A 12,073-nucleotide genomic window follows, 5' to 3' on the forward strand; every position below is an offset into this window, starting at 1 on the left:
ATGGAAATTAATATTTGGAGCAAAAGAAACTTCAAAAAGAGAATCGGATGGTTTTTAGTCTTAATGGTTTGGGTAGGGATGGTTACTTCAGTAATTGTCAATCGCACCCCAGATGTTAGTGATCATATAGCTAAAGTTTCATCTCAAGAGGGGTATGTAAAAATAGAGACTGAAAGTGTAAATAAACAAAAAGATAACTCTTTAAAAGTAGAAAAAAAATTACAAGATATTCAGATGAAATCTATAGATGTAGCTAAAGCAAAAAAAGAGGCTAAAAAAAGTGATAAAAATTTCTTTGTAGATTATAGAGTTAAACGTGATCAATCACGTAGTGAACAAATTAGTTTATTAAGAGAGATGATTAATAATCCTAATTCTAGCAAGGAATTAAAAAATAAAGCTCAGAAACTATTATTAGAAATAACTAATAATATGGAACAAGAGATGGAGATTGAAAGTTTAATTCGAGCTAGAGGATATAAAGATGGGATTGCCTTTATTCATGAAAATTCTGTGGAGATAATTATAGCTACTACAGGTTTAAAAAGAGATGATGTGGCTAAAATTGGGAATATAGTAGCAAATAGTACAGGGATTGACTTAAGAAATATTACTATTATTGAGAAGAAACCTGAATGAATTGACAAAATATTAATAAAAAGATATAATTATAAAGTACATTACTTACTACTCAGGTTAAAATATTCGTAACCTGAGTTTTTTTATTAACGGTTAAAAGTTAAAAAAATTCAAATAAAAGCTTTATATATGGTCAAAAATATGATAAAAAATAAAAAAGGAATTATTTTTAGTAAAGGAATTTATGATTAGGCATAGAATAATAAAAGAGGAGCGTAGGAGGGAGCAGTATGAGTAATAATAAGAAGGTAGGAATTACAGATACAACTTTAAGGGATGCTCACCAATCTTTGTGGGCTACCAGGATGAGAACTGAAGATATGTTACCAATAGTTGGAAAAATGGATCAAGTAGGCTACCATGCTATGGAGGTATGGGGAGGAGCAACCTTTGATGTTTGTATGCGTTATTTAGATGAAGATCCTTGGGAAAGGTTGCAGTTATTAGATAGTTATATTACTAATACTCCATTACAGATGTTATTAAGAGCACAGAATGTAGTTGGATATAAACACTATCCAGATGATGTAGTGAGAAAATTTGTTCATAAAGCAGCTGAGAATGGAATAGATAGATTTAGAATTTTTGATGCTTTAAATGATGTTAGAAATATGAAGACAGCAATTGAAGCAGTTAAAGAAACTGGAAAGCATATTCAAGCTACAGTTGTATATACTATTAGTCCAGTGCATACTATAGAGCATTATATAGAGACTGCTGTGACTTTACAAGAGATGGGAGCTCATTCACTATGTATTAAAGATATGGCAGGGTTATTAAAACCATATCGAGCTTATGAATTAGTATCTGCTCTTAAAGAGAAGATTGATATTCCAATTGAGTTACACAGTCATTATATTGGTGGAATGGCTATTTCAACTTACCTTAAGGGAGTTGAGGCAGGGGCTGATGTAATTGATACAGCAACAGCTTCTTTAGCTTTTGGTTCATCTCAACCTCCAGTAGAGACTATGAATGCTATCTGGCAAGATACAGATTTTCATGTTAATTTAGATTTTGATTTATTATTTGATATAGATAGTTATTTTGAAAGAGTAAGGAGAAAGAGAGGATTTAGTCGTGGTGTTACTAAAATTACTGATATGCAGACTTTTGCCCATCAGGTACCCGGAGGAATGATTTCTAATTTAGTTTCACAACTTGAAAAGCAAGAAGCTTTAGATCAGATCCATGATGTATTAAAAGAGATTCCCCGGGTAAGAAAAGATTTAGGTTACCCACCATTAGTAACGCCAACTAGTCAGATTGTAGGAACTCAGGCAGTATTTAATGTATTATTAGGTGAAAGATATAAAGTTATTCCTGACGAAGTTAAATCTTATATTAAAGGTTACTATGGCCAACCTCCAGCTGAGATAAATCCAGAGATACAAAAGAAGGCAATTGGAGAGGAAGAGCCAATTACTTGTCGACCTGCTGATTTATTAGAGTCGACTTTGGATAATATAAAAGATGAAGTGGAACAATATGTAGAAAAAGAGGAAGATTATTTATCATATGCTTTATTTCCTCAAGTAGGATTGAAGTTTTTAAAGCAAAGAAAGAAAAATAGAGATATCTTTGGGGAAGAAGAACCTGAAGTAAATGAGGAAATAACTAATCAAGAAATTATTTCTAGGGAGGCACAAGAAGATATGGATCTTAAAGACATTAAAGAATTAGTAGGGATGTTAGATGAAACTGAGATTTCTGAAATCAATTTAGAGAGTGATGGAACAAAGGTAAGTATTAAAAAAGGAGGGCAAGTTGTAACTCAGACTGCTGAGGTTAAAGAAGTGACAAAGGCTCAAGCACCTGCTAAAAAAGAAGTAGTTAAATCTAAGCCAGCAACTTCAGAAGATGAAGCTAAGGCAGAAGTTACAACTGAAAAACAAGTAGACGGAGAAGAGATTGAAGCTCCAATGGTGGGAACTTTTTATCGTTGTCCATCTCCAGATGCTGATGCATTTGTTGAAGTAGGGGATGTTGTAGAAGAAGGAGATACGATTTGTATTATTGAAGCAATGAAGTTAATGAATGAGATTGAAGCAGAATACAAATGCAAGATTGTTGATATTTTAGTTGATGATGCAGCAGCAATTGAGTATGGTCAACCATTATTCTTAGTAGAAAGATTGTAATAACTAAAAAATATAAAATAGCGTTTATAAAGAAGACTCTGAAAGGTGTAGTGATAGAATGTTCAATAAGGTGTTGGTAGCTAATCGAGGTGAGATTGCAGTACGAATTATTAGGGCTTGTAGAGATTTAGGTATTAAGTCAGTTGCTGTTTATTCAGAAGCTGATGAGGATGCTTTGCACGTTAGATATGCTGATGAGGCTTATTGTATTGGCCCAGCTCCTTCTAACGAAAGTTATCTTGACATTCCTAGCTTAATTAGTGTAGCAGAGATAGCTAATGTAGATGCTATTCATCCAGGGTATGGTTTTTTATCTGAAAATGCTCATTTTGCAGAAGTATGTGAAGATTGTGGCTTTAAGTTTATTGGCCCAAGAGCTGAAGCAATTGAGAAGATGGGTGATAAAGCAGTTGCGCGAGAAACAATGATTGAGGCTGGGGTTCCTGTAGTACCAGGAACTGAAGGAACACTAAGTGGAACCGAAGAAGCTGTTGAGTTAGCTGAAGAGATGGGTTATCCAGTTATTGTAAAAGCTTCCTTTGGTGGAGGCGGAAGAGGAATGAGAATTGCTCACAATAAAGAAGAAGTAGAGAGTGCAGTTCAAACTGCTAGTTCAGAAGCAGAAGCAGCTTTCGGTAATGCTGAAGTCTACTTAGAAAAGTATGTAGAGAATCCAAGACATATTGAGTTTCAGATTTTAGCTGATGAACATGGTAATGTTGTTCATTTAGGTGAGCGTGATTGCTCTATTCAAAGAAGACATCAGAAATTAATTGAAGAGGCTCCTTCTCCAGCAATTGATGCTAAATTAAGAGAAGAGATGGGCCAAGCTGCAATTAAAGCTGCTGAAGGTGTTGACTATTTTAATGCTGGTACAGTAGAAATGTTATTAGATAAAGATGATAATTTTTATTTCATTGAGATGAATACTAGAATTCAGGTAGAACATCCAGTTACTGAGTGGATAACAGGAATAGATATAGTTAGTGAACAAATTAGAATTGCAGCTGGGGAAGAATTAGGATATACTCAAGAAGATATTGAGTTTAATGGTTCTGCAATTGAGTGTAGAATTAATGCTGAAGATCCAGAAAAAGACTTTAGACCTTCTCCAGGAAGAATTGAAAATTATATTATACCTGGTGGTTTTGGGGTTAGGATAGATAGTGCTGCTTTTCCTAAGTACATGATACCACCACATTATGATTCTATGGTAGCAAAATTGATTGTCTGGGGCGAAGATAGAGAGGCATCACTTGAAAGAATGTTACGTTCGCTAAAGGAATTTGAAATTAGTGGAATTAAGACTACAATTCCTTTTCACCAAAAAGTGCTAAAGAATGAAGAGTTTGCTGCTGGTAAATTTGATACTGGCTTTATTCCTAAACATTTTTCTAATGATGAGTAAGTCTAAATAAGGAGGTACCAAGATGAAAGAAGATGAAAATGGAATTGGTGCTATTAGAATTGCTAATGAGGTTGTAAGTATTATTGCTGGTTTAGCAGCTACTGAAGTTGAAGGAGTAGCTGGAATGAGCAGTGGTTTAGCTGGTGGAATTGCTGAAATGTTAGGACGAAAGAATTTATCTAAAGGTGTTGAAGTCGAAGTTGGAGAAACTGAGACAGCTATAGATTTGTATGTGATTATGCAATATGGAGTTGAAATTCCTGAAGTAGCATGGCAGATTCAGGATAATGTCAAGCAGGGGATTGAGACTATGACAGGTTTAGATGTTGTAGAGGTTAATGTTCATGTACAAGGGGTTAGCTTTCAAGATGAAGAAGAGGAAGAAGAAGTAATAGAAGAGCCTCAAGAAGAGCAACAACCAGAGGCTACTGAGCTACCTAGAGTAAGATAACTATATTAGTTGAAAAGCTAACTCTTTTAGAGTTAGCTTTTCTTCTTTTTAAAAAAATTGACTTCAAATTACTTGTAATAACTTTTCTGTATTGGTAAAACATACTCTTAATGCTAGATTTAAATTAATTCTCTGGAAGAGAAAGGAGAATATAGATGCAATATTTAGATCGTTTTTTTGTATTAGTGTTTACTTTATTATGGACTATAGTGTCTTTGCTAATGATGGGAATTTCTATTGGGTGGATTGATAGTTTATATTTAGTTGATTTAATCAATCAAGATTTACAGTTGGTAGGTATAATAGGAGGAATTCTTTTTTTAATTTCCTTGCGTATATTACAATTATTTTTACCAGGGAAAGAAAAGGTTACTCAAACTGTTGTTGCTCAGGGTAAGTTAGGTACTATAAAAGTTAGCTTAGGAGCTATTAAGAAATTAGCTGAAGAAATAGTTAGGCAGGAAGTAAAAGTAACAGAGATTAAATCTAAGGTAGAGGTTACAGAACAAGGAGTAGATATATTGCTAGATTTGGCTATTGTTTCTAGAGCTAATATTGCAGAGTTAGGTGAGAAACTACAAGAGCAGATTAGAGAACAAGTTACTGCTTCTACAGGGGCAGAAGTAGACCAAGTAGAGATTTTAATTAATAAAGTTAGTCGACAAGAAAAGCCAAATAAAGGATTAGATTAAAAAAGAGGTGTTAAAGATGGCCAAATTTGATGATTTAGATCAGTTATTGGCCTTGTTGGATGATTATAAAGGAAGAACTTTAGGGATGCTAATAGGGTTATTTGCTGCTCTATTAATTATTAGTTTGGGCGTAATCCCAGCAATTTTTATTATGATGTGTATGGCAATTGGTTATTATTTTGGTGCTCGCTATGATAATCGTAAGGATTTTAAGGATGTAATAGATAAGATATTTCCACCCCAAGAATAGATATAAAGTAATTAATAAAGAATAATTATTAAATAATAAATAGTAGTAATCATTTTATACGAGGAGGGGTTAATATGGTACAAGCTATAACTAGACGTCAAGCCAGAGAGGTTGCAGTTCAGTTTCTATATCAAGTAGATATCAATAAGGCAGGATTAGTGAGTAATTTAGATACACTACATGAAGAACGTCCCGAATTAGATCTACGAGGTAGTTTTTTATCGGATATAATTGAAGGGACATACCATAAAAAGCATGAATTAGATCAACTAGTTGATGATAATATATCTAATTGGAAGATGGAAAGAATGGGTAAGGTAGAGCGCAATATTATTAGGTTGGCTTTATATGAAATGTTATACGAAGAAGAGATCCCAACAGCAGTATCAATTGATGAAGCAATTGAGTTAGCTAAAAGTTTTAGTGATCAAAAAGCAGCTAAATTTGTTAATGGAATATTAGGAAAATTAGCTAAGAAGTTAGACTTAAAAGAGGAGGAGTAAGAGATATTGATTCTAGGGATTGATACTAGTAATTATACTACTGCTGCTGCTATTATGGATTCTTCTGGGAAGTTAATAACTCAAACTAGAAAATTACTTACGGTAAAAGAAGGTCAACGAGGTTTGCGTCAAGCGGAAGCAGTTTTTCAGCATGTTAATCAGTTACCTGAAATATTAGAGGAAGTAATAGGTCAAAATAAGCTAACTAAAATAGTAGTTAGTACTCGACCACGTCCGAAAAAAGACTCTTATATGCCTGTTTTTAGAGTAGGAGAAGGACAGGCCAAAACTTTAGCTAAAGTGTTAGATATTCCATTAGTTGAGGTTTCTCATCAAGAAGGTCACTTAATGGCTGGTATTTGGTCTTCTAATTTAGATGTAGACGAATTTTTAGCTGTACATATTTCCGGAGGTACTACTGAATTATTAAAGGTAACTAAGGCCCAAAGAAAACCTAGTTTTGAAATAGAAAGATTAGGCGGTAGTCAAGATTTACATGCGGGCCAATTTATTGATCGGGTAGGAGTTAAGTTAGGACTATCTTTCCCAGCAGGGCCAAGTTTAGAAGAGTTAGCTACAGAAGGAGAGTTAGAAGCTGTAACTATTCCTTCCTCAGTGGATGGTTATCAGATTAGCTTTTCGGGGCCAAGTTCAGCAGCTATGAGATTAATTGAACAAGGAAAGGATAAATCAGATATTGCTCTGGCAGTTCAACAAGCAGTTGCTAATAGTTTAGAAAAGGTATTAAAAAAGGCAATGCAAGAAGAAAAATTAAGAGATATTTTACTTGTTGGGGGAGTAGCTGCCAATCAATATATTAGAGCTAGATTACAAAAAAGATTAGAACATAGAGCAGTAGGAGCCAATTTATATTTTGCGGATCCTAGATGGAGTAGTGATAGCGCTGTAGGAGTAGCAGGTATGGGAGTGGAAGATAGATAAATAAGAATTTTTAAATACGAAGATTAGAACACGGGAATCCGTGTTCTCTTTATTTTTTGCTATTAGATTTTTATATCAGGATCATATTGACGAAGATTAAAATAATTGTTATAATTTTAACAAAAGCGTTAAAAAATTCACAAGTAGGTGTTAGTAAATATGAAATCATTTATGATTCCTCGTGATGTTGAATTTGGTGAAAAGACATTAAGTTACTTAAGTGAGTTAGATGGAGAACGAGCTATTTTAGTGACAGGTGGTAGTTCTATGAAACGATTTGGTTTCTTAGACCAAGCCCAAGATTATTTAAAGGAAGCTGGAATTGAATCTCGAGTAGTTGATGGAGTAGAACCTAATCCATCAGTTAAGACAGTACTAAAAGGTAAAAGAGCAATGCTTGATTTTGAGCCTGATTGGGTGATTGCCATTGGTGGTGGATCAGCTTTAGATGCAGCTAAGATTATGTGGTGTTTTTATGAACATCCTGAACTTGAGTTTAAAGATATTATTGAAGTAGGGTCTATGCCTGAACTTAGAAATAAAGCTAAGTTTGTGGCTATTCCTTCAACTAGTGGTACTGCTTCTGAAATTACGGCTTTTTCTGTGATTACTGATACTGATGAGAAGATTAAGTATCCGATTGTATCTTCTGAAATCATTCCTGATATTGCAATTGTTGACCCTGAGATACCAGCAACTATGCCGTCTCATATTACTGCTAATACTGGGATGGATGTATTGGCCCATGCTGTTGAGGCTTTTGTTTCTACAGGAGCTAGTGATTATACTGATTCTTTAGCTTTAAAAGCTATTCAATTAGTTTTTGATTACTTACCTAAGGCTTTTGAAGATGGTGATAATATGAAGGCGAGAGAAAAGATGCATAATGCTTCTACAATGGCAGGAATGGCTTTTTCTAATTCTTCTTTAGGGATCGTACATAGCTTGGCCCATAAGATTGGAGGAGAGTTACATATAACACATGGGTTAGCTAATGCTATCCTAATGCCTTATGTAATTGAGTTTAATTATGAAGCTGCTGAGGAGAAGTTTAAAATAGCGGAAGCTACACTAGGTGTAGATGACTTAGCAGCTGCTATTAGAGATTTAAATCAGGCATTAAATATTCCTAGTTCCTTTAGTGAGATTGACTGGATGGACTTTACTGAAGAAGATTTTGAGGGAGTATTAGATAGAATGGCTGCTAATGCTAAAGATGACCCATGTACTGTAACTAATCCAAAAGAGCCTACAGTTGAAGATATGAGGGAGATTTATAAAAAGGCTTTTTATGGTGCTGAGGCAGATTTAGATTAAGTAAGTTAAATAATAAAGTTTTAGAAGACAGGGCCAATTTTAATGGTCCTGTTAGTTTTTTTGCTTGCTTTTAGAAGTAGTCTTGATATAATTATGAGTAACTATATAGAATTTAAAGGTTAATTGATATATAGTGGCACTTCTCACTGAGGCATTGTGTGGCTTTTTCCTTAAATAGTTTTTGTTCATTTCATTCCAGGTAAAATGAGATAAACCAAATCATGGATTTGCTTATTCATATCTATTTTACCTTTCATTCAAAGTATATGAACAAAAACTATAAGACAGTCCAAAAGCCCCACAATACCTTTAATAATTGCTGGAGAGGGTTTCGCAACGACTTATAAATTTTTCATTAATGAGTCTTAGTGAACTGGAATAAAAATAAGGTTTGGGTTAGCTAATCACCTGTTTTTGATTAGCTTAACCTTATTTTTATGGAAGTAAGCTTAGACGAGTTTTGAGAAATTTATCTAGTGAGAAATCCTCTCTCAGCAATCTAAAAGTTAAACTATATATCAATAGTAAATAATTATAAAATAAGTATTGAGGAGGGACATAAGTTGTATAAGATTTTAGATAAGAACAAATTAGCACCTGAGATTGTGCGTTTTAAAGTAGCTGCTCCAGAAGTAGCTACAAAAGCCAAGCCAGGTCATTTTCTAATTGTCAGAGTAGATGAGCAGGCAGAAAGAATTCCATTGACAATAGCTGATTACAATCGAGATAAAGGAACAATTACGATTATTATTCAGGAGGTAGGTTTTAGTAGTCGTCAGATCTGTAACTTAGATAAAGGAGATGCCTTTTTAGATTTAGTTGGCCCGTTAGGGGAGCCAATTGAAACTAAAGATTATGATAAAGTAGTCTGTATTGGTGGAGGGTTAGGTAATGCACCATTATATCCTAAGGCTAAGTCTCTAAAAGAGCATGGAGCAGAAGTAGTTAGTATTTTAGGGGCTCAGACAGCTGAGAAGTTGATCTTAGAAGAAGAATTTAATGAAGTAAGTGATAAATTATATATAGCAACTGATGATGGCTCTAAAGGTAAAGAAGGTTTTGTAACAGATATTTTAGAAGAGTTATTAGAAGCAGGAGAGGAATTTGAATTAGCGATTGCTATTGGGCCAATGATTATGATGAAAGCTGTATCTGAATTAACAGCAAAATATAATTTAGAGACAATGGTTAGCTTAAATTCCTTAATGATTGATGGTACAGGGATGTGTGGGGGTTGTCGAGTAACAGTTGCTGGAGAAACTAAATTTGCTTGTGTAGATGGGCCAGCCTTTGATGGACATCTAGTAGATTTTGATGAACAGCTGAGAAGACAACAATTTTACAAAGAACATGAAGCAAAAGTTAAAGAGTGTGACCACATAGGAGGTGAGCACCAATGTCACAAGGTACAATAAAACAAAAAATGCCACAGCAAGATGCAAACAAGCGAGTCAATAATTTTTCTGAAGTAGCTTTAGGTTATGACGAAGAGACTGCTATTAAAGAGGCTGAGCGTTGTTTGCAATGCTCTAATCCTAAGTGTAAAGCAGGATGTCCAGTAGAGGTTGATATTCCAGAGTTTATTGAATTAGTGGCCGAAGGTAAGTTTAAAAAGGCAGCTAAGAAGGTTAAAGAAAAGAATAACCTGCCAGCTATCTGTGGACGGGTCTGTCCCCAAGAAGAGCAGTGCGAGGCTGAATGTATAGTAGGAATTAAGAATGAACCAGTAGGAATTGGTAGATTAGAGAGATTTGTAGCTGATTATATTCGAGATAGTGAAAAAGTTAAGCCAGTGAAACAAGATAAAGGTAAGGTGGCAGTTGTTGGTGCTGGACCAGCTGGATTGACTGCTGGGGCTGATTTAGCTAAAATGGGTTATCAAGTAACTATCTTTGAATCTTTTCATAAACCAGGTGGAGTTTTAACTTATGGAATCCCTGAATTTAGACTACCAAAAGAGATTGTTCAAGATGAAGTAGAGAAGATTAAGGATTTAGGGGTAGAGATTAAGCTTAATAAAGTAGTCGGTAAGATTAAAGGAGTCGATGAATTATTTGCAGAAGGTTATGATGCTGTCTTTGTAGGAACAGGAGCTGGTTTACCAAAGTTTTTAGGCTTAGAAGGAGAAAACTTAAATGGAGTTTATTCTGCTAATGAATTTTTAACTCGAGTTAATTTAATGAAGGCCTATAAATTTCCTAAGTACAAAACACCAGTTTATGTTGGAGATAAAGTAGCAGTTGTAGGGGCAGGTAATGTAGCTATGGATGCTGCTCGAACAGCATTAAGATTAGGGGCCAAGGAATCAATGATCGTTTATCGTCGAGGTCGAGAAGAGATGCCGGCTCGAGAAGAAGAAATTCATCATGCCCAAGAAGAAGGAGTTGAGTTTAAGTTACTAAATAATCCAACTCGTATTTTAGGAGATCAAGATGGATTTGTAAGAGGTATGGAATGTGTTAAGATGGAGTTAGGAGAGCGTGATGAATCAGGTCGAAGACGTCCGATTGCAATTGAAGGATCTGAATTTGAAATAGATGTTGATACAGTAATTATGGCAATTGGACAAAATCCTAATCCAATTCTTTTACAGGATACTCCAGAGATAAAAACAACTGATTGGGGTACAATCAAAACTGATGAGAGTAAAGAAACAAGTAAAGAAGGTGTCTTTGCTGGTGGAGATGTAGTAACTGGTGCTGCTACAGTAATTGAGGCTATGGGAGCAGGTAAACAGGCTGCCCAATCTATTGATCAATATATTCAAAAGCAAGGTTAGATTTTAAATTTACAAGAACGTATCGTTAGGATGCGTTCTTTTTTATCTAAAACAGATTAGAAATAAAGAAGATCAAATAGAGGAGGAAAAAAATGAAGGTAGGAGAAAATAAAATTTTAAATGGGAAGCAAGTAGCTAAAAGTTTAGAAGCAGAAGTTAGAGCAAAAGCAGAAAAGTTACAAGAACAAGATATTGTCCCAGGTTTAAGTGTTATTTTAGTTGGAGATGATCCAGCATCAGAAGTTTATGTTTCTTATAAAGAGAAAGCTTGTCAACGAGTAGGTATTAATTCAGAGGTAATTAATTTACCAGCAGATACTAGCCAGGAAGAATTATTGGCTAAGGTAGAAAAATTAAATCAAGCTAATGAGGTTGATGGTATTTTAGTTCAGTTACCACTACCAGAACAGATTGATGAAGAAGAAGTAATTGAAACTATTGACCCAGCTAAAGATGTAGATGGCTTTCATCCAGTTAATGTAGGAAAATTAGTAGCGAGTAGTACCGAACTAATCCCTTGTACTCCTAAAGGAATTATGGAGCTGTTAAATAGGTATAATATTGACTTAGTAGGACAAGAAGCAGTAGTAGTAGGTAGAAGTAATATTGTAGGTAAACCAATCGCTAATCTTTTACTTCAAGCAAATGCTACAGTAACTATCTGTCATAGTCGTACCCAAAATTTAACCAAACATACTAAAGAGGCTGATATCTTAGTGGCTGCTGTGGGACAGCAGGAATTTATTACAGCTGATATGGTTAAAGAAGGAGCAACAGTGATTGATGTAGGAATCCATCGAACTGGTGATGGTCTAGTAGGTGATGTAGCTTTTGAAGAAGTACAAGAAAAAGTAGCTGCTATTACTCCTGTACCAGGGGGAGTTGGCCCGCTGACAATTGCTAGTTTAATGGAGAATACATTAGTAGCTTGCCAACAAAGAAGGGGTTAAA

General features: G+C 34.7%; 12 protein-coding genes. All 12 read left to right on the plus strand.

The features are described 5' to 3' along the window. The 12 genes from HALHA_RS02665 to folD all read left to right on the plus strand — a co-directional run bounded on the left by HALHA_RS02665 (position 1) and on the right by folD (position 12,072). Positions 1–639 carry a SpoIIIAH-like family protein gene (locus HALHA_RS02665; RefSeq protein WP_015326240.1) on the plus strand — a complete coding sequence of 213 codons (639 nt, stop codon included), beginning with the start codon at positions 1–3 and terminating at the stop codon, positions 637–639. A gap of 230 nt (positions 640–869) precedes the next feature. After that, positions 870–2,780 carry an acetyl-CoA carboxylase biotin carboxyl carrier protein gene (accB, locus tag HALHA_RS02670; RefSeq protein WP_015326241.1) on the plus strand — a complete coding sequence of 637 codons (1,911 nt, stop codon included), beginning with the start codon at positions 870–872 and terminating at the stop codon, positions 2,778–2,780. A 58-nt stretch (positions 2,781–2,838) separates the two neighbouring features. Continuing rightward, on the plus strand, positions 2,839–4,188 hold the full coding sequence (accC, locus tag HALHA_RS02675; protein ID WP_015326242.1) for an acetyl-CoA carboxylase biotin carboxylase subunit: 1,350 nt from the start codon (positions 2,839–2,841) through the stop codon (positions 4,186–4,188). 22 nt (positions 4,189–4,210) lie between these two features. Beyond that, positions 4,211–4,639, plus strand: coding sequence for an Asp23/Gls24 family envelope stress response protein (locus HALHA_RS02680; protein ID WP_015326243.1), 429 nt, complete (start codon positions 4,211–4,213; stop codon positions 4,637–4,639). 155 nt (positions 4,640–4,794) lie between these two features. Next, positions 4,795–5,331, plus strand: coding sequence for an alkaline shock response membrane anchor protein AmaP (amaP, locus tag HALHA_RS02685; RefSeq protein WP_015326244.1), 537 nt, complete (start codon positions 4,795–4,797; stop codon positions 5,329–5,331). A gap of 16 nt (positions 5,332–5,347) precedes the next feature. Next, positions 5,348–5,581, plus strand: a complete 234-nt coding sequence (locus HALHA_RS02690) for a DUF2273 domain-containing protein (RefSeq protein ID WP_015326245.1) — start codon at positions 5,348–5,350, stop codon at positions 5,579–5,581. Positions 5,582–5,655: 74 nt separating this feature from the next. Continuing rightward, positions 5,656–6,084, plus strand: coding sequence for a transcription antitermination factor NusB (gene nusB / locus HALHA_RS02695; RefSeq protein ID WP_015326246.1), 429 nt, complete (start codon positions 5,656–5,658; stop codon positions 6,082–6,084). 6 nt (positions 6,085–6,090) lie between these two features. Further along, positions 6,091–7,026 (plus strand): Kae1-like domain-containing protein, encoded by a 936-nt coding sequence (locus HALHA_RS02700; RefSeq protein WP_015326247.1) that lies wholly within the window; start codon positions 6,091–6,093, stop codon positions 7,024–7,026. A 159-nt stretch (positions 7,027–7,185) separates the two neighbouring features. Beyond that, complete coding sequence (locus HALHA_RS02705; protein WP_015326248.1) at positions 7,186–8,343, plus strand: iron-containing alcohol dehydrogenase; 1,158 nt, start codon at positions 7,186–7,188, stop codon at positions 8,341–8,343. A 563-nt stretch (positions 8,344–8,906) separates the two neighbouring features. Further along, a complete protein-coding gene (locus HALHA_RS02710; RefSeq protein ID WP_015326249.1) occupies positions 8,907–9,758 on the plus strand; it encodes a sulfide/dihydroorotate dehydrogenase-like FAD/NAD-binding protein in 852 nt (283 codons plus the stop codon). Further along, positions 9,740–11,122: an NADPH-dependent glutamate synthase gene (gene gltA, locus HALHA_RS02715; RefSeq protein WP_015326250.1), complete on the plus strand. Its 1,383-nt coding sequence runs from the start codon at positions 9,740–9,742 to the stop codon at positions 11,120–11,122. Before HALHA_RS02710 ends, gltA begins: the two co-directional genes overlap by 19 nt. A 92-nt stretch (positions 11,123–11,214) precedes the next feature. Next, positions 11,215–12,072 carry a bifunctional methylenetetrahydrofolate dehydrogenase/methenyltetrahydrofolate cyclohydrolase FolD gene (gene folD, locus HALHA_RS02720; RefSeq protein ID WP_015326251.1) on the plus strand — a complete coding sequence of 286 codons (858 nt, stop codon included), beginning with the start codon at positions 11,215–11,217 and terminating at the stop codon, positions 12,070–12,072. Position 12,073: the final 1 nt, after the last annotated feature.

This window comes from Halobacteroides halobius DSM 5150, assembly GCF_000328625.1.
GTDB lineage: Bacteria > Bacillota > Halanaerobiia > Halobacteroidales > Halobacteroidaceae > Halobacteroides > Halobacteroides halobius.